The following is a 24,393-nucleotide window of genomic DNA, read 5'->3' on the forward strand; positions in this document are numbered from 1 at the left end:
ACGCCCCCAAATGCATGGAAGCGTTTTAAAAATACTATATAACTAACTTTTAATATTTTTAAACATTAAATCTGAAGTGCATAATATCACCATCCTGCACGATGTATTCTTTACCTTCTACCGAAAGCTTTCCGGCTTCCTTTACTTTGGCTTCTGTTCCGTAGTTCACATAATCGTTGTATTTGATTACTTCCGCACGGATAAACCCTTTTTCAAAATCAGTGTGAATCACTCCGGCTGCTTGAGGAGCGGTCCATCCTTGTCCAATCGTCCAGGCTCTCACTTCTTTTACTCCAGCTGTAAAGTAGGTTTGAAGTTTCAGCAAATCATATGCTTTTCTGATCAGACGGTTTACTCCGGGTTCAGTTAAGCCTAATTCTTCAAGAAAAATCTCTCTTTCTTCAAAAGTTTCCAGTTCGTTGATATCTGCTTCGATCTGAGCGGCTAAAACCACAACCTCAGCATTTTCTTTTTTCGCCATTTCTTCAATTCTGGCAATCCATTCATTTCCGTTTTTTATAGAATTTTCATCTACGTTACAAACGTAAAGAACCGGTTTATTGGTCAAAAGCTGAACATCACTGATGATTGATTTCGCAAAATCATCCATCGGAAATTCTCTTGCATTTTTTCCGTCCTCAATAAACTTCTCAAGTTTATGCAATGTTTCGTAGGTCAAAATATCCTCTTTCTTGCCGGATTTGATAAACTTTTTTGCTTTCTCTACTGCTTTTCCTACTGTTTCCAGATCTTTTAACTGGAGCTCGATATCGATAATTTCTTTATCACGCATCGGATCAACTGTTCCTTCCACGTGAATAATATTTCCGTTTTCAAAACATCTCAAAACATGAATAATCGCTTCACACTCTCTGATATTGGCCAGAAACTGGTTTCCAAGGCCTTCACCTTTGCTTGCTCCTTTCACAAGGCCTGCAATATCTACAATTTCCACAACAGCAGGTAAAACACGCTCCGGATTTACCAGCTTTTCCAGCTCAAACAATCGCTGATCCGGTACGGAAACGGTCCCTAAATTGGGCTCGATGGTACAGAACGGATAATTTGCTGACTGAGCTTTGGCATTGCTTAAACAGTTAAAAAGTGTTGATTTACCTACATTCGGTAAGCCTACGATTCCACATTTCATAACGAAATTTTTATTTAATTATTAAGTGATGCAACCTTTCGGTTTCATAATTTATCTAATTTTGGCAATCGTCTTTTGACTGTACGCCTATAAATTAGAGGTGTGCAAAGATAGTGATTTTAGGGTGAGTTTCATAATAAAAAAGTCTGCCGGAGATTGGCAGACTTTATTTTTATTGTTAGTGCGTTTTAGGGATTCGCTCCTGTAGCATCCTGAGCCAAATCGGCATCATCGGGCTGCGTTTCCAGTGTTTTATCAAGCGTGAAAAGAGATTCGTCACTTGCTCTGTCGCCTCCTGCAATTTTTAATTTGTCAATCAGGTTCATTGCAAATGTCTCTTCCTCTATCTGTTCTTTTACAAACCACTGCAGAAAATTCCATGAAGCCCAATCTTTTTCTTCAAATGCGATATTAACCAAATTATATATGGCGGTCGTATTATCTACTTCATGTTTGAAAACAAGATCAAAACATTCTGTAAGACTTCTTGGCTCATCTCCGGGTGAAGGAAGCGCGGTAACTTTGGGTTTTCCTCCGCGGTTAAGCACATACTGCATAAATTTCACAGCATGGTCTCTTTCTTCCTGAGCGTGACGAAAAAGAAAATTCGAAATTCCACCATAGCCTTTATCAGCAGCCCAAATTCCGTAAGAGAAATAAACGCGTGATTGTAAATCTTCTGTATTCATCTGGTCACTTAGTGCCTGTTCCAGCCTGGGTGAAAGTCTGTTGGTATTCATAATTATAAATTTATTGTGATGACAGGGATGATGCAAAAATGATTCCGAGAAACTCCATTTCTTAATTATATTAAATTACATAATATAACGTATTGTTTTTCATTTATTTAAGCACTTAATTTATAGTTAGTCTAAAATAAAAAAGCCAGTTCCGATCAAGAACTGACTTTACATTTTGGATGTATATTTTGATTAATAATATCAAATGTTTGCTTATAGATTATTTACTGGTTTTGCCATATAATCGCTTTCATTCCCGAGACGGTCGACCGATTTTATAGCAATCGCGGTGAGGGTTTTTCCGTTTTTAGATTTGGGGATGTCTCTGGACAGGTTTTCCCGTGTAAGGATTTCAGTTTCCCAGACTCCGTTGTATTGGGTAAAAAGCACCCATTGAAAAACATCACCGATTTTCTTTGAGCTCCAGCTGGTTTGTATAAAGCTTCCGTTATCGTTGGTAAACAAAGTCGGTTTTTCTAAAGGCTGCGTTTTGATCCAAGAACTTTTCGGGACCAATGCTTTCTCTTTATAAGGACCGTTTTTCAAGGTAGGAAGCATATCTGAATTTTTCGTCAATCCGGCAATACTCCAATGGATTTCTCCTGCATTTCTTCCTAAAATTTCTCTGGAAAGTTCGATCTGATTTTTAATTTCTTCAGGACGATCAGGAGATTTCACTTCAACCGTATTCAAACCGGGCCACAAATGGCGGTTCATGGTGTTTTCAGATTTCCACCAGTTTAATAATTTTTCAAAGCTTTGTCCTTTCGAATCAATCGGCCAGTATAATTGTGGCGAAAAATAATCTACCCAGCCGTTGTTGAGCCATAATTTTGCATCTGCATACAATTCATCATATTGAGAAGAGCCTACAATGCCTTCCGGATATCCCGGTTTCCAGATTCCGAACGGGCTGATTCCCAAACGTACGTAGCTTTTTTCCGCATGAATTTCTTTGTACATTCTTTCTACAAATTTATTCACATTATCTCTTCGCCAATCGGCTCTGGATAAAGTTCCGCCATTGTTTAAGTAACTGTTCCAACTTGCAGTATCCGGGAAATCTGCGCCTTTGTTATAGGTTGCGTACGGATAAAAATAATCATCAAAATGAATGGCATCGAGATCATAACGTTTAACCAGATCTTTCACCACATTGGAAACATGCCCCTGTGTTTTCGGATTTGCAGGATCAAACCAGTACATCCCGTTTTTGAGACGAACGACCAGGTCGGAAAGCTTATTGACCATCGACAGATCATTAACTGCGCCACCGTTTGAATGATGTGCCCGATATGGATTCAACCAAACATGCAGCTCCATCCCGCGTTTGTGGGATTCTTCGATCCAAAACTTCAACGGATCGTAATTCGGATAAGGAGGTTCTCCTGTCTTTCCGGTTAAAAAATAGGACCATGGTTCCAGTTCGCTCGTGTATAAAGCATCTGCAGAAGGACGTGCCTGAAAAATTACTGCATTGAAGTTGTTTTCCTGCAGCATATTCAGCATATTGATGGCTTCTGCTTTTTGCTGTTCTACGGAAAGATTATTTCTGGAAGGCCAGTTGATATTGGCAACACTTGCAATCCATGCGCCGCGGAATTCCCGGTTAACTACGGGAAGCTCAACTTTAAAGTTTTCGTCAGTTACAGGTGTTGCAATGGTTGTAACGGTAACAGAATCTTTTCCCTTGGCTTTAACAGATTTGAATGTATTTTGATTTTTTTCGGGCTTTGTACTGTTTGTTACAGATTTTGTGCTGCTGCAAGACGCAACAATCCCTAATAAGAATATTAATTTTAACTTAGTCACTTTCATAGTTTACAGAACTACATTTAATTATTTTTGAAAAATTACAATAATAAAATGAATTATTTATGAGTACATGTTTAAAAAATATTTTAACGCAAAGTAACAAAGGTTTTAACTACTAACTGCTTTTAAGTTCGGAAAGCATTTCACTCAGCGAAGTGCGTAATGAAATTTTGTAGTATTTTTATTTTGGCTAAAGCCAAATTTGATTTGAATACTGAAAGCGGACTAAAGTCCTCTCCTATTGATATATTAATGACGTTTAGAATTTAAATTAACTTTTTTGAATCTGCTCATGATTCAATTTATTAGAATTACTTTATTGTATGCAATAATTTTTTTGCACCGTGGTGTATTAAAAGGATATGAATTTCGTTTACTGATACTACGCGGTATATTATTCTGTAATTTCCTTCAAAGATTTCCCTTATTTTCTCATCATCAATTTCAGAAACTTTTTTACCTACAATATTTCCATTCTTCAAAATTTCCGTTTTATTTTGAATTTTTTCAATCTGAAATCTTGCATATTTTTTGGAGTCCAAACTGATGAAATCGTATATTTCTTTTAAATCAGTCTTTGCTGATTCCAGCCATTTTATTTGAACCATTTTTCCATTTCATTTTTAAGCTCTTCTTCAGAAATGGTATCATTATCTTTAGATTCTTTTTTTCTAATTTCCAGTTTTTCTATCATTATTAATCTTTCAATTACCTCATCAATACTGATTTCATCTGGAAATTCATCAATTTGTTTATGGAGTTTTTCTTTAGTAATTGTCATAACCTTTATATTTTCTTTAAGCTAAATTAGTAAATTAAATATAAAAAAGCCCCGAACAATCGAGGCTTTAAATATATGTAAGAATATGAGATTATGCTTTCGCCCCTCTTTCCATTCTTTTTCTTTCTTCTTCAGAAAGGATTTTCTTTCTCATACGGATGAAGTTTGGTGTTACTTCAATAGCCTCATCAGCCTGAATATATTCCATACATTCTTCCAAAGAGAATAAGATTTTTGGCGCAACACCGGTATCTTTATCTTTTCCTGAAGCACGCATGTTGTTCAACTGTTTTGCTTCAACGATATTTACGACCAAATCACCCGGTTTGTTTTGCTCACCGATTACCATTCCTGCATAAATTTCCTCGCCCGGATCAACATAAAACTTCCCTCTGTCCTGTAATTTTGCAATAGAATATTCTGTAGCCGGACCTTGTGTTTTGCTGATCAAAACACCGTTGCTTCTTCCAGGGATGGCTCCTTTGAAAGGCTTATATTCTGTAAAACGATGTGCCATAATCGCTTCACCGGCTGTCGCTGTCAACATCTGAGAACGCAATCCGATCAAACCTCTTGAAGGAATTTCGAATTCCATGTGTTGCATTTCGCCTTTGGTTTCCATGATGTGAAGGTCACCTTTTCTTTGAGTCGCTAAATCGATTACTCTTGAAGCATATTCTTCAGGAACGTCTACCACCAGAGATTCGTAAGGCTCACATTTTTCACCGTCGATTTCTCTCAGGATTACCTGTGGCTGACCAATCGTCATTTCGTATCCTTCTCTTCTCATGGTCTCAATTAGAACCGATAAGTGAAGAATCCCTCTACCGAAAACTAAGAATGTATTTGCATCATCAGTCTGCTCTACGCGTAATGCTAAGTTTTTCTCTAATTCTTTCGTTAATCTTTCTTTCAGGTGATTGGAAGTTACATATTTACCATCTTTTCCGAAGAAAGGTGAATTGTTGATCGAGAACGTCATGTTTAATGTAGGCTCGTCAATTGCTGTTCTTGGCAATGGTTCAGGGTTTTCAAGATCTACGAACGAATCACCGATCTGGAACGCATCAAAACCTACTACAGCACAGATGTCTCCTGCTTTCACTTCGGTTACTTTTTTCTTTCCTAAACCTTCAAAAACGTATAGTTCTTTTACTTTTCCTTTTAAAATTTTACCGTCTGCCTGAGCAAGACCGATCCACATGGATTCTTTAATCTCCCCTCTGATTACTTTTCCGATGGCAATTCTTCCTAGGAAAGAAGAAAAATCAAGAGAAACAATCTGCATCTGAAGGTTACCTTCTTCCACTTTAGGTTCCGGAACATATTGTATAATCCCGTCTAATAGTGGGAAAATATTATCGGTCTGCTCTAAAGAAGTATTGAACCAACCTTGTTTAGATGAACCGTAGAATGTAGGGAAATCCAGCTGTTCTTCACTCGCTTCAAGATTAAAGAACAAATCGAATACCTGATCGTGAACTTCTTCCGGACGACAGTTTGGCTTATCAACTTTATTGATCACCACCAAAGGTCTTAATCCTAATTCCAGCGCTTTCTGAAGTACGAATCTTGTTTGTGGCATAGGTCCTTCGAAAGCATCTACTAACAAAACTACACCATCTGCCATTTTAAGAACCCTCTCTACTTCCCCACCGAAATCGGCGTGACCAGGAGTGTCGATCACATTGATTTTTACGTCTTTATATGTAACAGAAATATTTTTAGACAAAATGGTAATCCCTCTCTCTCTTTCAAGATCGTTGTTATCCATAATTAATTCTCCGCTTTCCTGATTTTCTCTAAAAATGTTGGTAGCGTGAATGATTTTATCAACTAAAGTCGTTTTACCGTGGTCAACGTGTGCGATGATCGCAATATTTCTAATGTTTTGCATGAATGATTTTTACGGGTGCAAAATTAATGATTTTTAATGAATTAACCATCATGAAGTTTTATAATTAACAAATTCATAATGAGTAAATTGGCGAAATATACAACTCATTACTGGATGTAAGCCCTATAAGAAGGCGGGTTTTTAAGAATATAAACTCAATCTGAAATATAAATGAGTCGATTTAGATATTGCAATAATCTTTAAAATAATTGACTTTAAAAAAAAGACCTGGATGATGTCCAGGTCTTTTTATATTTCAAACACGTTATTAAAGCGTTTGCTCCTGATGTTTACCTTCATTGATTTCTTCAACCATTTTGGCATTAAAAGCCGGTAGATCTTTTGGAGTACGGCTTGTTACAAGACCTTTATCAACAACGACTTCACTGTCTTCCCACTGCGCTCCCGCATTTTTTAGATCGATGCTGATAGAATTCACAGAAGTCATTTTCCTTCCCTGCACCGCTTCAGCACTGATCAGGATTTGCGGGCCGTGACAGATGGCTGCAACCGGTTTATGCTGCTGAAAAAAATCTTTCACAAAACTTAATGCTTTTTCATTGGTTCTCAGCTGATCCGGATTGATAACGCCTCCCGGCAAAACCAATGCATCGTACTCAGAAGCAGAAGCTTCATCCAGGGTTCTGTCAACGTCATATTCTTTTCCCCAGTCTTTTTCTGCCCATGCTTTAATCGTTCCGGATTCCGGACTGATGATGTGGGCCGTCCAACCCTGCTGTTCTAAATGTTCTTTCGGAGATTGTAATTCGCTTTCTTCAAATCCATTGGTGGCTAAAATGGCAATTTTCTTTGACATATTATTATTTTTTTTTGGTGTTATTATAGGATGAAATAAGAAAATATGATGCCGTGAGTGAGTGGGGAAATGATAAAGTTTGTTAAAATAACAATTCGGTTATATCGACTTATAGTTATATAAAGAGTTCCTGTAAGAATTGTAATTATCTAGTTTAATCCAAAAGGATAATCATCATTCACTTCAATAATTTTTACGCTTGTGCTATTGCTAATTAGCTTGCTTCATTTCCTAAATGATCTTTGTAATTGTAAATATAACGGTTTTGTGCGAAATCATAATAGCCTTCTTCATTCGCCAAAAACTGAAGGACGTTGTTCTCATACTGGAAGTTATCGAAGTATTCCGTTTTCTATTGTGGCTTTGTTAAAATTAAAAGAGCAAGCAGATAGCTGCTCTTTTTTTACATTAATTTTTATTGATTTTTTATTATTAATTCTCTTTAATGAAGAACACCAAACATTTTATACATTACCAATGTCAAATGTCTCTTTCTTTATGTTACTAATTTTCCTTTAGTATGGAATGTAAATCTTTAAAAGGATGCTTTTTATATTTTTTCGTATTGATAGAGTAAAGTTCATTCTTATATTTAACTAAGCTTACTGACATTTCTTCAGCAGGTGTAAGGTAGCCAAAATCCTTCTTGTTGCTGCTGTTAAATGAAAAATTGATATAATTACCTTTAAAAACAATTTCTGTAAAATGATTATCAATTTTTTTAAATTCTTTACCATCTAAATAATATTTTACCTCATTTACATGAAAGGGAAAATCATAAAAACTAAAATACTGTCCAATTTGGAGATTATCCAGAGGAAAAAGTGTTATTTCATAATTAATAGTAAAATCCTCATTTGATTTATTAAGAACCAAATGTTTTTTCCCATCTCCTCCATTTCTTAGACTGTAATTGTTTTTCATAGTAAACATCATTAAAAGCTGTTCTATGCAGAAAATAGCAATCATTTAAATGTAATTTCCGGCAAACCTTCATTGTGCTGGGACAAACAAAAAACCATAGTAAACCATTTCCTAAGTTGGAAGACCGGGTAATCAACCGGACTGTGTAATTTATTTTCTGAGATTCCCCGAAAGTATAATCAAAGATTATAACGCCTTCTGTTTCGGTGGTATCTATAATAACATTGATCGAACCTGTCCTTTCATCGTTTTGATTAATCCAGTAAATATTTTGATTGACCCTTGCATTAGGTTTTAAGTAACCCAGTTTTTTTAAATCAGAAATAGTTATGCTTTTCAAACTCTCTACCTCACCGGGACTGTTGCTCCATCTTCCCATAATGTTGATTTAATTTATTGTTAGTATTCTGCATCTGCTCTACTTGCCTTTGTTCTTGCCTATGCATTGATTTGTTAAATTTATTGAACGCTATAAAATTTTCATTCTATTTTCAACTCAAATTAATAACCTAAATTATTAAGGAACTTTCCATGTATTTCAAACTATTTTTGCTATAATCCCTTTATTTATAATGCATTAAACCGTTTTTAAAATATGTCCGAAAACAACATTTGTCAAAATGTGTTTATTTCCTTTGTAATAAGTTTTATTCATTGATAAACAAATTATAATACGACAGTTCAAAAATCAAAATTAGGCTTCTCAAACAAGTCTTTCCTTAAACTCCGATATATCCATTAATTTAAAATCAAGTACATATGAAAGATCGCAGTAATTTCAAAATTAAAATCAAATTCTAAATCAAAACTTTCAATTTCAAAATCTGAAAATTGAGGATTTGAAAACGTCTCTATATCTTTTCCAAAATTTTGATATAAACTATTCATTTCATGTTCCAAGAAATCATCATTTAACTACCCGTTTTTGACTCTGTTTTTGAAGCATGTTTTTATGTAAATTCTTCCTTTTCATTTTATCATTACTTTAGAGGATAGTTCTAGACTTTTTTACCCTATATCTGAATGGTAAAAAAGTCCAAACTTCTGTTTTCTATTTTCACAGAAATTATCGGTAAAAAAGTCTAAGCTTTTTGCGGTTAACTTTCTATTTTTTTGCTCATTATTTCTGCTATTTTCTGCTTCAAATTCTGAGAGTATTTTAATGTCATTTTCTCAAATCTGTTTTTATGATAATATTTATCTTTTTTATTGAGGTTCACCCAGTAATTAGGATTCCGGTAATCTTTGAGCTTTTCGATTTCAGGGATTTTCATTTTACTTTCATCCGTTGTGTGATCGTAGAAATACACTTCCTGAAACTCCCTTAATAAAAGATTTTTAAGAGGTTCAACCATTTCAGGTTTTACAACATCTGAGAGATAAATAATTCCTAAGTCATTGGGTACATTCATTTTTAAGAATTTTATTTCAAATCGCAATGTATTGGGCTTTAGTAGCTGCTCTATGGTTGATTTCAAATAATTTATTTCCTCCCGCTTACTCTCATTTTGCATGTTCACACTCTGAGCTATTTTCTTTAATTTCTTTTCATACTGCGCCGTTTTGTTATAAATTTTAATAATATATTCTGTTTTGGCAGACTGGTAATAAAAAGAGCCGGAAATGGTCTTATTAAATTCTACCGATCGATGGAACAGTAAATTTTGTAATATTTTATTCGGATCGAATGGCAGTTGAATATTTACTCCTATTTCAATATTTTCGAGTCGGCAATGCTCCGGTTTTAAGCCCATCTCTGTTTCAATGTCTTGCAGTGCAGAGGAAAGGTTTTTCATATCAAAATCATTTCCGTTAAAATCGGTACGGTTAAAAAACTTGTGAACACTCCCTTTTACAATAATCCGTTCTGACGGATATTTTATGATCTGCATCCCAAAATATTCTCCCGTTTTTTTATCGTCGGTTTCTCCCGTTTCATTATTCACGGAAATCGCAAAATCGGTTTTATCGGTGGGAAGTTCATAATTTCTATCCGTATAGTTAATTTTTACAAAGTCTGTTACCATAATTCTTATCCTTGTAAAGAGAAAATATTTTGCTGTTTGTAAGGTTGAACGCCTTGAGAAATATGGTTCTGCATTCCTTTTTCATCATTTCCGGTAATTGGTGATTATCTCATTTATCCGTATATGCAGATCACGTTTAGGGCACTGATAAAATCGGGGGAAAATCCTAATCTCCATTTCCTTTTCGTTTAATTCATAACAGACAATACATAAAGCATTACCTAATTTCATGAGTAAATTAGTGTAATAAAAATTGGTAATTCCAGTAGCTCGAAGCCCTAAAACGGTACATTTTGACCAATTGGTGGTATTGCGTATTCTTAACAGGTTACTCAGTCCGGTAAAGGAGTTATAACCGTTATTCTTTTCGATTCGGATCAGTTCGGACAGAAAATTCTTTCCTTCAGTTAGTTTCTTATACTGTCGAAAGGTTTTTTTAACCTCATCTAATTGATAAATAATGATGTGTTGGTGATTGTTGAAAATTGGCATAACAGAAAATTTAATCGTTAACAATCATTGCATTTTCTATTTCATCCAGCCTGTAATAAACGCGGGAACCGAGCTTGTATGATTTTAAGATTCCCCGTCTGCGCCATTCGTGAATGGTAGGTTTTGACACACCGAAACGCTCGCATATGTCGTCTGCAGAAAGATAACGTTTCGGTTCGTTTTCTCTAAAGGTTTTTGCTAAATCTATAAGCAGCGAGTCTTTTACTTTGCTTACGATTTCATTGATGAGGTTCTCGGGTTCTACGCCGATAAAATTGATAGTTTCCATTGTATTGTGATTTTATTTGTTTCACAATACAAAGGTTTAAAATATGTTTACTCTATTTTACTATTTAGGGGTACGCTCGGGGTACAGTTGGGGTCTGTTTTAATTTATTTATAATTTCTTTTCATGAATATATTTTTGTGCAAACTCTTTATGTTTTCGAGTAATTTGCTTTTGAGACAGGCTGTTCTTCCCGATTAATGATAGGCAATATTTTTTTACGTTATCCTCGTTTCCACCTACAATGGCGTGAACAATTCTGTAAACATCTTCTTTGTTGGGGACATTATTATTAAGATCATTGATAAGGTTCAGAGAATCCAGTAACGCAATCCTCATCGGGATATGGTTATCATTAGGAGCAATTAAAAAGTCACGATTAAAAAAACGCGTCAGTTTTAAAAAATCCCGATATATGATATAATGAAACAGATTGAGTAAAAATTTTACAAGAATATCCTTTGATACTTCCTTATATTCTGTCTCATCTGAATAATAAAAATAATATAGAAAATCAAAAAGTTCATCGTCTTTATCAAAGTCTAACCTATTTTCATGCACAAGGTAGTTTGAAAAGATTTTTAAAATACAACTGCTCCTGAAATAAATCTTTTCATTTACCTCATCAATAGCATAGTGAAAGTTTTTGAAAATCTCTTTTAAATGATCGGTGACAGCATAGCATTCTTCTACCTCTTTCTGCATAGCCTGTGAAAAGTCTATAGCTTTTTCTTCATCAGTGGGCTCTTTTTTAACAAATATTTTATTCAAACCTTCAAAAAAAATATCCATACATCCTTCAAAGTGATTTGCCAGCTGAGATTCATAGGATAAAACCGTACTAACGAATAGATCTTTTTCTAACGCGTCTATCTTTTCCTTATAATTTTCTACTTCCATTTTTTTTATTATTGTGAAGCTAAATTAAATAACGAATGCGACAAAGGATGTCGCTTTAAATTATTTCAGAAATCAATCTGTATACTTATATTTATCAGAAAAGGGACGGTAGCAACCGCAATTTTGTTTAAGTATTTTAAATTGATTCATGAGAAGATTGATGTTTTCCTCAATTTCATGATCTTTAATTCTGGAGCGCTGGTATATTTCAGAGCCTTCAAAAATAATCCAGGAAATTTGTTTGAGCAAATTCCTTTACAGGTAACAAAAAAAATCCATCAATTAATTTACTGTCCAAGGTAACATTTACAGCCAATACAGTCGTAATTATGCATTTTTTCCGAAATCAAAAAGCACCAGTTCGGAACATTTGCATTCTCAGCTTTTACACCGTAAACAACCGGTAGTTCTAATATTATTTTGTATGCTTCAAAACCTGTTAATCCTTTATCTAAAAGCCATTTTAAAATATCATTATGAATATTCTTTTTGGCTTTTTCACTGCATTAATACCTTTTCATCAATTGTAAGAAAAATATCCAGTAAATCTTTTCCTGTTCTTTATAAGAAACAAAATCCTGGCATTTGCAAGGATTTTGTTATAGCTTTAATCTTCAGATTTATAGTAATTTAATACTTCACCTGTATTTTTGTTGACATTAATATAGATATTACAATTTCGACAATTATAGCTTTTCAAAACAATATGCCAAACTTTATTATCTGCTATTAAACTAATCTGATAAGGTTTAACCTTTTCAGGATCTAATAAATCTTTTTTAATGAGAAGATCAACATACTTAATTATTGCTTTTTCATCAGGCATCATATCTATACCGTAACGTTCAGTAATTTTACAAGGAAGCTGATTGATACTTCTATTCTTATCTTTACATTTCTCTTTTTTGACCTGTTGTGCTAATAAACATAACGGTAAAAAAAACAGAATTATTAATATTTTTCTTGTCATTATCAATATCTTTTAGGTTGCTCAGGATCAAATCCTTTAGGTAATACATTGGGCATATTGGTAGGTGGTATTTTATTTAATCTCAAACTTCCAGAGGCAGGATCTGAAGGTAAACTTGTGTCAAATGGAATGTCATACTTTTTTATAGGTACACCACCTGCATCTTTTTTCCCAGAATTTGAATTATCACTAACACCTGGAATAAACTCTCTCATTCCACCATCTCCAGTTCCAACATAACCTATAACTGGTTTACCAAAACCATTATCTTCCTTTTTACCACTTCCATCAACTAAATCATTTTCATAAGTATCAATATCTCGATCTGAAAATTTATTTGCTGAACTGTAATCCCTTCCGTCAATTTTTATAACATCAACATCTCCCGCATGCAAATGTCCATCAGCTACGATTTCACCTAACTTTGAAACATCTGCAACTTCGCTTGGGCTTACATTACTTGTCATACCTTGTGAGCCTGTTTCAGGTACAGAATAGCTATAATAAGTTTCTCCGCTTTTATCTGTTGCCTGATAGAACATTGTACGAAGTTCAACATTATAATTAATAGATAATCCATTATATTGTTTTCCGAAGTCAGAAGCTGCCGCCCGTAGATTTTTAAATTTATCTCCTGGATCCATTACAGCTCTACCGTCAGGATCAATAAATCTAATCGGGTTATTCATTACATAGTTATAAGGTGACCACCTTCTCATTTTCTCCGCTAGTGGATCCACAACACCCCATCTTCCAATATCCGGCATATAGAATCTTGCGCCATAATCATACATTCCTGTCTCCTGCAACTCTTTGCCGTTGTACTTATATTGATACGGATTCTGAGTGGTGGCTGTATAATTATGTAATAAACCAAAAGGATAATAATTATTCACAGCTACAATCTCTCCGGGTTTCCAGTGATCTGTACAGTTTGGCGGATTCATCGGGTCTAGAGGTCCGTCACATTCCTGTACGTTATACTGTCTCGGCTGGATAATTCCATCCTTATTGGTATCCGCATAACTCAGTCTCACATTCCCTAAATGATCAGTATAATTGTAAATATATGAATTATTTTCAAAATCATAATATCCCTCTGACGTAGGAACAAATTTCAAATCCGAAATCGAAACCGGAGGTGTAGGTCCGGTATAAAAACTATACTGGAATCCATCAAGGTACTCCGTTGTCCAGTTTTCTGCTCCGCGGCTATAGCCTTTTGAAACCTTTGTCCCGTCTGCACGGTACAGATAATTGTAAATTTTTTGATTCTTTCCCGAAGGTCCCGCTAATCTGTCAGGTAGGTTTAAATAATTATACAATATGGTTTCTAAGCCTTTATCTTTATGACGTGTCATATTTCCATTATCATCATACAACATCTCAGTCGGAACTGCAAAATACGGATATCCTTTGCTGTTACCAATCTGTTCTTCAGTTACTTTTATCAGCCTGTTTCCCAAATAATCGTATCTCAGGTTATCAATCAACATTGCTGTTGTACCTCCCGGTAAAACGCTTTCTGATCTTCTTAGTCTTGAAATATTGCCATTCAGGTCATAATCCAGCTTTTCAAAATATTCTTTGGCAGCTTCGCTTCCTTCTTTCTGATAAAATCCTCCGGAAAGCCTGTTAAGTGGGTCATAAGCATATCCATAACGTTTTAAGGGATCGTTTTCTTCAACTGATGTTTTCCAGGTTATTTCTGAAATATTACCATTATATTTAGGTTTTACCTCAAGATCAGGAAAATCAGAATTGGGAATCGAGAGACCTTCTACCTGATTATAATTGATCTTGTATCCAAACAGATCGTTTCCTAAATTAGTAGGGTCATTAATTTTCGTCATCCATCCGCGAATATTATATGTATAATCTACCAACTGAAGACCGCTTCCCAAAACGGTTCCGCCTACTTTCTTGGTTTTCAGCTGCGACAGCTCGTTGTATTCATTCTGAACCAAAATCTCTTCCGCATTATTGTCTACCTTATGTTTGTGAACAAGCAGCCTGTTCTGCGCATCATATTCAAAATTTTCGCTGATCATTTTTTCGGTATCCGAGCTAAGTCTTTTATGCTTAGTAATGACCTGCTGTGGAGTTCCTGAAAAATCAAGCAAAGATTCTGTTTTGGTATAGCCTCCTAAATGATTGATTGAATGAGTCGCAATTGCTCTTCCTTTACGGTCGTACCAAATATAGTTCTTAGTCCAGTTATCATCTTCAATATTTTTTATAAAGTTCATTACAGGAAGACCTTTGGTATTAATACTGGTTCCTGTAATATTATCGGTTATAACGGGGATATTGAACACTGTTGTAGGAAAAGCAGGATTAAAATTATAAGGAGCATAAGTATCGTAATAGTTGACGCTAAGCAGCTTTACATATTTTGTTTCTGCAGGATAGGCCAGAAAGCCCCGATAGTGAACATCCATTCCATCTAACGTAAATGAAGTTGACGAGATTCTGGGAACGTTGTTGCTTCCAAAGGTTTCCACGTCCACTTGTTCTGCTGATCTTCCTCCTCCTGTACTTATTCCCGTAAAAGCAACGCGGCCAAATTGATCATACTTGGTAAACAGCCATTGACCTTTAGATTCAAGATTGGCATCTCTTGTAGCCACTACACGATCTTGCTTATCATACACCATATATTCCCAACTTTTGCCAGGAAGCTTCTTTTCAACCAGTCGGTTTCTGCCATCATATCGGTACTGGTAACAAAGGTTATTGAGTAACGCCCCATCGATAGAAGCCGATACGGAGGCTAAAGGTGGTATTACAAACGCCAGTTGGTTATATTCATTATACACATAATAGGTGTCTGCATTGTCTGTGGCAGAAAGTGCTTTTCTCACCAGAATGACCTGTCCCTGTCCGTTTTTGAACTCAATAGTCTTATTGCCGTCTTCATCGGTGACCGTGGTTTTATACAACCGGGAAGCTTTATAGTTTCCGTTCTCGGAATTGCTGTCCGAAGCCATGCTCAACACCGAAGAAGTCGCGCCATTTACCCACGTTGTGGTAGTTACGTATTTTTTAACTTCTCCCTCACTATTTGCAGCATACTCAAACTTTACAGGCTTGTTGTTCCAGTCGTTGCCCACCTGTTTCTGCTCCAGGACCCTGTCTAAAGGAGAGTTTTCCAGAAGCTTGTCAGCATAGATCTTTTCAGATCCATATACAGAAGAAGCATTTCCCAAGGGGGAAGAAACAATGGCTCCATTCAGTGTAGAAGACTGAGGAATGGGAAGATAATCTTTGACCTGTCTTCCGAAGCCGTCATATTCAATGTGCGTCACCACATCTTTTCCCAGGGGTGAAGCTTTGACGTTCACCAACTGTTTCGGTCTTCCTAAGCCGTCAAAATACTGAACAGTTTCCAAAGTTTTGGGATTGAGAAGTGAAGGATCGGATAAATACGTTTTAGAATAGACATAATTTTCCGTCGGGGTTAGCTGCGCATGCACAAGACCTGCGACTAAAAGCGTACTGATGGGGATGAATATTTTTTTCATGGTCGTGTTAGTTTTTGTAATTATACTTGAATTCTTTCAGCAGTTTTCCGGAAGCATCATTCTCGCGGATCTCTTTTAATCGGTTGGCTGGATCATACAGATATACTTCACGGATTCCTGATGGAGGGGTAATGCTTGTAACCCCGATCAGGGGATCATAGGTATAAGTGGTAATCTGGTAATTTGACAGAGCAGAATTCTTTCTGAATGTGTCTAAAGCAGTTAATAAATCAGGTTCATTGGCAGGAATAGAAGCGTCAACATCTGATGCAGTAATAATGGCTGTTAATAAACTATTGATCTGAGAATATTCTACTCCAACAATCTTTGCAATAGGTTGGGTAGAATTATAACCCCAGACAATTGAAACAGGAATGCCGTCTTTTGTGGTATACTGCTGTAAATTCCCCTTACTGTCATATAAATCATACGTGATTTCTGTAGACGGAGTGCTATTCTGAAGATCAAAAGATAATACCGAACTTGGAAATAGATCGCTGACGTTATTATAAAGTGTTTCAACTTTAGAAAGTGTTTGGCTATTCTTTTTAACTTCTGTTTCAAGTGGAATCCCAATCATATTGGCATTAATTAATCTCGTATTTGACTTTTCGTGTGCATATTTGTAGTTTGTGACACTTGAATTTCCGTCCGGAAAAAGCTGGGTTATTGACATCGGATAATCTCTGGTATTATATAGATTATTCGTAGTGATTATGACCGAACTTTGTATACCATTTTTATAGAAATAAGATTTTTCTATTTTTTGTGCAGGTAATGTAACACCAAATTTTTCAAAATTTTTATAAGGCGTTGTCAACGCACAGCTGCCACCAACTTGGCTAATTAAGGACTGACAACTGCCGAAGGAAAAAAGTTCAGCAACCATATTATTTGAATATAAATCCTTTAGTTTTACTCCGTCAACTTTTTCGTATTCTGAACTTACATAATCTGTTGTAGTTTCTGATAAAAGCTGATTATCTGAATCGTATTTTTTTTCAGATACAAGCTGACCTCTTAAATAATCCTGATTAGGAATAGGAAGAGGTGGAAGCTGAATTAAAATTAGGGCTTCATTTGGATAATCGATCGGTGATCTAAATGTATATTCTGTTCTGCCTTTTTCATGATTATCATTATCAATTTGCTTGACAGTAACATATTTATATCCTACATCTGCGCCTTGTGTTTTTTGTACAGGGAGAATATTGTAATCAGTAGTGATGTCAAAATCTGCACTGTACATCATGGTGGCATTATTAAGCTTATTTCTATACGCATAGCTTTCAGAAAGCTTAAAAATCGGCTTCGGAAATACCAGAGCTCCACTTGTTCTTAAAGGATCATCAAGATTAGAATAGTCGTAGGTGTATTTTTTTGAAAAGATAGTTGAAGATGGATTTTCTAGATATACTAAATCTTTGATTCTTAGACCTCCTCCTTTAGAAATCTTAACGTCTACGTATGTAGTTTCTGTCGTGCGTGCTACAAACGTATCATTAGTCGGGGCAGGATTTGATGGACCATAGTCACCGCTTAACGAGGCATAATAGATTCCAGGTTGTAAATAAACGCTTGTATTAAATTCTGATATTATAGAACCGTCAGGATTTGGATTATTAACCATACATGCAGGCGGCTGCACTTTATTACACGTTTGTGCTGAATATTGAAATTCATATACAGCAGGAGAAAATGTATTATCTGCGTTTTTCTTGAATATTCTGAGTTTCCAGTTAAAGTATATTAAATTTCCCAATAACATCTGAAGGTTTACTGATTGGGCTGACTGAATATTAAAAAATTCTTGTTTATCTGTGGGATGAAATTGAGAGAAATTAATATATGCCTCATAGTCATTGTTCATGGTATATCCCGTTACCGGTGTCATAGCAACGCTTTCCGTAGGATGATAACTGTATTCATTTTCATCAAAGGTAAAAACAGACTTGCCTTTTGTAGGATACGTTATTGATTTGATAACATCTGTAGTAATTGCATTGTCTAAACTCAATCCTGATGTCGATGTATAATATCCCCAATCATCTTTTTTCAATACAGATGCATTGATATTATAGTCTAAAAGATATTCAGAATTTTGACTGTTTGGAGCTATTTTTGTAATTTTTTTCAGCAATAGCTTCTTTAGCAGTTGTGTAGTACCATTAGTGTTTTCATAATTCACATTCGAATAATCATAATCCATGATATATTTATCCGTATATGACGATGGCGTCTGACCGATATAATTGGTCTGAACAGACTTTAACTTGTATAAATTGACAGATTCATTATAATTTGAATCCTGTCTTCCCTGTTCATAATTTAGATATACTGTTCCTTTTCCTTTCACCTCAATACTGGTCAGTAAACGGGTTAACGATATATTGTATATATTCTGTACTTCAATAGCTCCAGGTATACTTCCGTCCGGACTCTGTAATTGCCCTGTAGCTCCTGTATAATTGGTGTAATTGACATTTCCTGCCAGTCTTGTAGTAGTGGTTGGTACATCATAAAACTTCACCCATGATGAAAGATCATATTTAAATTCCACCAAATTGGTATTATTCTGATCATTGATTTTTACTAAATGAAATGATGTAAAATAATCTGCAATTTCCGTGTCTGGAATTATATTACCCGTACCGGTTGTCATCCCTATTTTTATATTGGCGATGCTTTTTTGAGATTTTTCCATGGCATCAAATAAATATTGGATTCCTTTATCATCGATGATGGTAAATGATTTTATTGCCCCGGTCGTACTGTCTTCAGCACATGATATTTTCAAATTGTTTTTATCTAACTTTTCAACTGTATACGTACCGTCCGCATTTTTCACAACATAAAATCGACCGGATTGGCCCATGAAGTTATATTGATAAAGATCATATTCAGTATCGAACTTCCCAATTCCGGTATCAAAAGTATAATCATTATAGTTAAAAGAGTAATCATTGTTTATGATTTTGTAAGTAGGATTTGATGCTTTATTGTAAATTCCATATTTAACTTTAGGAGGGTTTGAGAATCCAATGAGTCTGCTTTTCTCGTCGGGTCCCCCACCTCTGACCGTTCTTGAAATAGTTCCCCCCGCTATTAAGCTCCAACCCAATCCTGTTTCTCCGGATTTATCATCCGGTTTGGCATTCAGGGGATGATATTTAAGCTGTACGCTAACAGTAACATTTTTATTGGTGGTGGAAATATTAACCAGCGGTAAACTTATATCGGGAATTCCTGTGTAATAACTTACCGGTACTTCTTCAAACTTCATCAAATTATTTGAAGTCGGAGCTGCGGGAAACATTTCATTGATATTTCCTACGTAGCTTTTTTCAACATCTCCCGATGAGGATTGTGCCTTTGTAATAGATGCTGCTATTAGCAATAAAATAAATAATATGTTATTCTTCATCTGAGTTTTATTTTTTAATGATTTTCGCATTTGCGGTCTTGTTGGAATCGGTTTTTATAGTGATAAGATAAGCGCCCTGAATCAGGTTCTGGGTATTGATCTTCGTCACTTTATTCTTGGTTTTTAAACTCTGCAGCTGTCTTCCACCCATATCGTAGACGATAATATCCGCTTCCTTGAAGTCAAACCCGATCTCTACATAACAGTAATCAGATACAGGGTTTGGATAGATCCTGATGTCCTGCTTTTCGATTAATTGGTTCAGCTGTTCATCACCCAGCTTGACGATCTTCCAGTTTTCCTTTCCCAGTTCCTCGGCGCTGGTTCCGGCCAGAATAATCGAGCCGTCCCGGTTGAGTTTCAGATCCGATAGCCGCTCCTCCTTCTGCCTTTTCTCTCCCTTCACATGCTTGCGCCACTGCTCATTGCCGTTCTCATCCAGGTACAGCATCCAGAACGTTTCATCATCCGCTTCCATTCTTCCTTCCGCCTGCGTGTAGCCGCCTAACAATATACCTTTTGAGCTTTTTTCATCTCCGGTTTTTACTACGTTCATTCCCATCAAGACATCCCGGTTTTTAAAGCTGTAGGATTTCTGCCATAATTCTTCTCCTCTCTCGTTTAATGCAATCAGCCACACATCCGTCCCTTCTTCGATTCCCACGGTTTTATTGCCTGATCTTTCTGATCTGGATTCTCCGCCAATGACATAACCGGTTGTCGTTAAAGCCAGTGTCCTCAAATGGTCATCGCCTTTTCCGCCATAGTTCTTTTCCCATTCCACTTTGCCGTCTTTACTGAGCTTGATGATCCAGTAATCGCCTTCCCCGAAGTTTTCGGTTTTCTTAGAACCTCCGACATTACTTCTTGAATAAATGCCGAGTAAAGCGCCGCCGTCTCTGGTGGGAATCATTTTCTCTACCTCGTCCATCCCTTTTCCGCCTATGATCAGTTGGGAGGTTTCTTTCCCGTTTTTATCGAGTTTTGTAATCCACACATCTTTCGAACCGTAGCCTTTTGAGGAGTTCAGAACATTTCCCGCTACCATAAATCCTAAATCCGTGGTCTGAATTACCGCTTTGGCTTCTTCATCGGAAACGCTTCCCAAAGTTTTCTGCCACAGTTCGTCCCCGAATTCATTCAGCCTGATCAGCCATGCATCCGATCCTCCTTTGGAGTCTTCTTTTTTATCCAATGATTTCCCGGAAAACGAGGTTCCCGCCAAAAGAAAACCGCCTTCCTGCGTCGCTACCGTTGCTGAAAGAAAATCATGGTTCTGGCCCGAGAAATATTTTTCCCAGACTTCTTCACCCTGTTGGTTAAGCTTTACGACATGGAAATCATAACCTGTATTTTGTTTGCTTTCTGAGGAAAGTTTTTTGGATTGAATGGAGCTGCCGGTAATTAAATATTGCTGATCGATGGTGGTGGTCACCTGCGAGAGAAAATCCTGCGTGGAGGAAGAAATATCTTTCTGCCAAAGCACTTCTTGTGCAGAAACGAAGGCAGCGCTGCACAGAAGCAGTGCACTGAGAAAGTGTTTTTTCATGTTAGGTTATTAATTTATTGTTTGCTAATTTAACTTTTTTAACGTATATTATAATATCATTAATGAGATTTAATATAATGTATCATATAACTTTACAAAGCTAATATGGTAATGCGACAGAACTCGACGTAATAAATATTATTATAAAAAGTGATAACTTAATCTTCCCATATTAGCAACAGCATGTCAATATGCACTATTACCAATCAATCCAGCACTTTCTAACATATTGAGATTTACCTGTTTTCAAATAATGATAATTTTTTGCAAACGCTTAATATAAGTGTTGTTAAAGGCAGTGTGATAATCCGGAATAATTACCGGAATCATCCGTCACCGATTTCAGCCAGTTGGTTCCCAGATAATCATAGAAAAGGTTATCGATCTGCTCCGCTCCCGCGACTCCTTTTGCTTTTCTTTGAAGGGCAGTAATGTTTCCGTTCAGATCATAGCTCATTTCTTCATTAAAGAAACCGTTTTCAGGAACCGAAGTTCCCGGCTCTGAATAGAGTCCTTTTTTCAATCTGTTTAAGCCATCATACTGGTAAGAATACCTTCTGTTTACTCCATCCACAGATGTTCTCCAGTCGATCTCAGCAATATTGCCATTATCCGGTATGTAGAATCTTGCTCCATAATCATAAGCCACTTCTTTTGCAGTGGCTTTCTTTTATTTCTTTATATAATCGCTTATATGAAGATTATCAAAAGGGACATATACTTCATTTATTTCGGAAATATCATTAATATCCCATTCCATTGAGTTTGTAAAGATTCCCTGGTTAGTTTTATCTACTCGAAAGAATACTCCACTAATATTAAAGACTTTTAACACTACTTTTTCTCCTGTATTTAATGTAATTTCATCTGTAGGAGAAATACTTTCAAACCTTTGAGTAACATCAGATATAAAAGAGTTGTTTTTATTTTCAAAGGAATTAGTTTGTGAAGAATCCATACATTCAGATAACATTTTTTTATATCCTTTTATTAGGTACGGACTATATATACCTTTACTATAAAAGCTACTTATAAATGAGCCTACATCTTTCTTGTTGAAATTAGTTAAATCATAATTCTCAAAAACCCCTATCATTTTTACAGGGTAAGTTTTTTTTGATTTAATTTCAAATCCAACATAATAAATGTTCTTTTTCGTTATAGTATCACATCTTAGTACTTGTGAACTACATTGTATATTCATTAATAATATTAACAAAGAAAATAACTGTTTCATTTTATTTACTATTTTTTTCTTCAACCAGTGGCAAAAAAGATCCATTTCCAATAAAATTAATATCACTCTGACTTGGCTTTTTTGGCGGATATTTCATAATACCATCTTCTCCACCTTTTCCCTTTGGATGGGACATTCCAAGAGTATGAAAAATTTCGTGGATTTTATTTATTTGTTTATCTCCTTCTTCTGTATTCATTATTATATTTTTACGATCTTCAGTGATTCCTCCATTAACTGAATACATACCATCTTCCTCATTTTCATTTTTTTTAAAATATACAGGATCACTTGTACCATTACCATTTCTTAATGAATTACCTATAGAAAAACCATCTTGTTTATCATTACTTGCTAATTTTTCAATATTCTCTAAATTACCTCCTTCTTTAAATTGTAAATCATATTTTATTGTATACCCAGCGTATTCTCCCTCAGAAACTTTGCTTCCTAAATCATTCAAATATTTGTTAATATCTTTGTTCATTCTTTCAACTTGCTTTGGAGAATAACCATTTACTGTAACTTGTTGTTTATTTATATTAGTATAAGTACTCTTTTCTGTTTGTACATAATAATTAGCTCTGATAGTAATAGTTTTGTTTTCTTTATTTGCAACTCTTATCCCATCTTTTCCATCAGGGTCTATTATGTTTATAGGATCGTTAAATACGTAGTTATATGGCGACCATCTTCTCATCTTCTCCGCCAGTGGATCTACGACACCCCATCTTCCAATATCGGGCATATAAAATCTTGCGCCGTAATCATACATCCCTGTTTCTTCCTGCAATTCCTTCCCATTGTACCCATATTTGTACGAAGCATTTCCATAGCCTGAATTATAAGCATAATGCTTCAACCCAAACGGATAATAATTATTCTCTTCAAGAACTTCTGCGCTGCCACTTTGATTTTTAAAATAACTTACCCGTACATTTCCCAAATGATCAGTGTAGTTGTAAATATATGTATTATTTTCAAAATTATAATAGCCTTCCGAAGTCGGCACAAATTTAAGAATCCTTGTGATCAGTGAAGTGGAAACACCAGTGCCTTCATATTGGAAACCCTCCAGATAATCAGTTATTGTACTTCTTTCCGACTGGTTTTTAGATACCCCATACGTATATGCTTTGCTAAGCTTTACTCCATCGGCTCGGTACAGATACTGCGTAGTCACATTGCGGGTTTCACTGGTTCCTGAAGAAGTATTCCGGTAAATATATGACTGGTTGAAGGTGAGTTTTTTAGGAAGATTCAATACGTTATAATTGATATTTAAAGTCCCTTTATCAAGGTGATTGATCATATTGCCGTTGACGTCATAATCAATTGTATTTCCTGTGATATCCGGATAGCCCAGATAATTCTGGGAATCATCGGTCACCGATTTTAATCTGTTGGTTCCTAAATATTCATAGGTAAGATTGTCGATCTGCTCCGCTCCCGCGACTCCTTTGGCTTTTCTTTTAAGGGCAGTAATATTTCCGTTCAGATCATAGCTCATCTCTTCGTTAAAGAAGCCGTTTTCGGGAACGAAGGCTCCTGGCTCGGAATACAGCCCTTTTTTCAATCTGTTGAGCGGATCATACTGGTAAGAATATCTTTTCAAAACACCGTCCTGCGAGGTTTGCCAGTCGATCTCGGCAATATTGCCGTTGTACTTCCCGCTGGAAAGCGAGGTATTGACCGGGTTCTGGTATTTCATCTCGTACCCGAAAAGTTTCCCATTCAGGTTGGATGGATCGTTAATTCTTGTCATCCAGCCGCGGATGTTGTAGGCGTAATCTACCGTCTGCAATGGTGTTGCTGCATTGGTTCCGCCTACTTTCTTGGTTTTCAGCTATGACATTGTTA

At 35.8% G+C, this 24,393-nt stretch carries 18 protein-coding genes; all 18 read right to left on the reverse strand.

What is annotated here, in order from left to right:
- Positions 1–58: 58 nt before the first annotated feature.
- The 18 genes from ychF to N0B16_RS05615 all read right to left on the reverse strand — a co-directional run bounded on the left by ychF (position 59) and on the right by N0B16_RS05615 (position 24,337).
- Complete coding sequence (gene ychF, locus N0B16_RS05530; protein WP_262989730.1) at positions 59–1,150, reverse strand: redox-regulated ATPase YchF; 1,092 nt, start codon at positions 1,148–1,150, stop codon at positions 59–61.
- A 188-nt stretch (positions 1,151–1,338) separates the two neighbouring features.
- A complete protein-coding gene (locus tag N0B16_RS05535; RefSeq protein WP_262989731.1) occupies positions 1,339–1,890 on the reverse strand; it encodes a ferritin in 552 nt (183 codons plus the stop codon).
- 213 nt (positions 1,891–2,103) lie between these two features.
- A complete protein-coding gene (locus N0B16_RS05540) occupies positions 2,104–3,708 on the reverse strand; it encodes a glycoside hydrolase family 10-like protein (RefSeq protein ID WP_262989732.1) in 1,605 nt (534 codons plus the stop codon).
- 308 nt (positions 3,709–4,016) lie between these two features.
- Positions 4,017–4,313 carry a type II toxin-antitoxin system RelE/ParE family toxin gene (locus N0B16_RS05545; protein ID WP_262989733.1) on the reverse strand — a complete coding sequence of 99 codons (297 nt, stop codon included), beginning with the start codon at positions 4,311–4,313 and terminating at the stop codon, positions 4,017–4,019.
- On the reverse strand, positions 4,301–4,486 hold the full coding sequence (locus N0B16_RS05550) for a hypothetical protein (RefSeq protein ID WP_262989734.1): 186 nt from the start codon (positions 4,484–4,486) through the stop codon (positions 4,301–4,303). The genes N0B16_RS05545 and N0B16_RS05550 overlap by 13 nt, the downstream gene beginning before the upstream one ends.
- A 91-nt stretch (positions 4,487–4,577) precedes the next feature.
- Positions 4,578–6,383, reverse strand: coding sequence for a translational GTPase TypA (gene typA / locus N0B16_RS05555; RefSeq protein WP_262989735.1), 1,806 nt, complete (start codon positions 6,381–6,383; stop codon positions 4,578–4,580).
- Between the two features lie 268 nt (positions 6,384–6,651).
- Positions 6,652–7,200: a type 1 glutamine amidotransferase domain-containing protein gene (locus tag N0B16_RS05560; protein ID WP_262989736.1), complete on the reverse strand. Its 549-nt coding sequence runs from the start codon at positions 7,198–7,200 to the stop codon at positions 6,652–6,654.
- Positions 7,201–7,704: 504 nt separating this feature from the next.
- The gene (locus N0B16_RS05565) at positions 7,705–8,169 is read right to left on the reverse strand and encodes a hypothetical protein (protein ID WP_262989737.1); all 465 of its coding nucleotides are present in this window, start codon (positions 8,167–8,169) and stop codon (positions 7,705–7,707) included.
- Positions 8,170–9,221: 1,052 nt separating this feature from the next.
- Positions 9,222–10,151, reverse strand: a complete 930-nt coding sequence (locus N0B16_RS05570) for a hypothetical protein (RefSeq protein ID WP_262989738.1) — start codon at positions 10,149–10,151, stop codon at positions 9,222–9,224.
- Between the two features lie 502 nt (positions 10,152–10,653).
- Positions 10,654–10,932 carry a helix-turn-helix transcriptional regulator gene (locus N0B16_RS05575; protein ID WP_262989739.1) on the reverse strand — a complete coding sequence of 93 codons (279 nt, stop codon included), beginning with the start codon at positions 10,930–10,932 and terminating at the stop codon, positions 10,654–10,656.
- Positions 10,933–11,040: 108 nt separating this feature from the next.
- Positions 11,041–11,829 (reverse strand): hypothetical protein, encoded by a 789-nt coding sequence (locus N0B16_RS05580; protein ID WP_262989740.1) that lies wholly within the window; start codon positions 11,827–11,829, stop codon positions 11,041–11,043.
- Between the two features lie 607 nt (positions 11,830–12,436).
- A complete protein-coding gene (locus N0B16_RS05585) occupies positions 12,437–12,799 on the reverse strand; it encodes a hypothetical protein (protein WP_262989741.1) in 363 nt (120 codons plus the stop codon).
- A 2-nt stretch (positions 12,800–12,801) separates the two neighbouring features.
- Positions 12,802–16,323, reverse strand: coding sequence for a DUF6443 domain-containing protein (locus tag N0B16_RS05590; RefSeq protein ID WP_262989742.1), 3,522 nt, complete (start codon positions 16,321–16,323; stop codon positions 12,802–12,804).
- Between the two features lie 7 nt (positions 16,324–16,330).
- Positions 16,331–19,747, reverse strand: coding sequence for a hypothetical protein (locus N0B16_RS05595; RefSeq protein ID WP_262989743.1), 3,417 nt, complete (start codon positions 19,745–19,747; stop codon positions 16,331–16,333).
- A 7-nt stretch (positions 19,748–19,754) separates the two neighbouring features.
- Positions 19,755–21,296 (reverse strand): T9SS type A sorting domain-containing protein, encoded by a 1,542-nt coding sequence (locus N0B16_RS05600; RefSeq protein ID WP_262989744.1) that lies wholly within the window; start codon positions 21,294–21,296, stop codon positions 19,755–19,757.
- A gap of 289 nt (positions 21,297–21,585) precedes the next feature.
- Positions 21,586–21,945, reverse strand: coding sequence for a hypothetical protein (locus tag N0B16_RS05605; protein ID WP_262989745.1), 360 nt, complete (start codon positions 21,943–21,945; stop codon positions 21,586–21,588).
- 21 nt (positions 21,946–21,966) lie between these two features.
- On the reverse strand, positions 21,967–22,533 hold the full coding sequence (locus N0B16_RS05610; protein ID WP_262989746.1) for a hypothetical protein: 567 nt from the start codon (positions 22,531–22,533) through the stop codon (positions 21,967–21,969).
- Position 22,534: 1 nt separating this feature from the next.
- Positions 22,535–24,337 (reverse strand): RHS repeat domain-containing protein, encoded by a 1,803-nt coding sequence (locus N0B16_RS05615; protein ID WP_262989747.1) that lies wholly within the window; start codon positions 24,335–24,337, stop codon positions 22,535–22,537.
- Positions 24,338–24,393 lie beyond the last annotated feature (56 nt).

Origin of the sequence: Chryseobacterium gilvum, assembly GCF_025628965.1 — a bacterium.
GTDB classification, from domain to species: domain Bacteria; phylum Bacteroidota; class Bacteroidia; order Flavobacteriales; family Weeksellaceae; genus Chryseobacterium; species Chryseobacterium gilvum.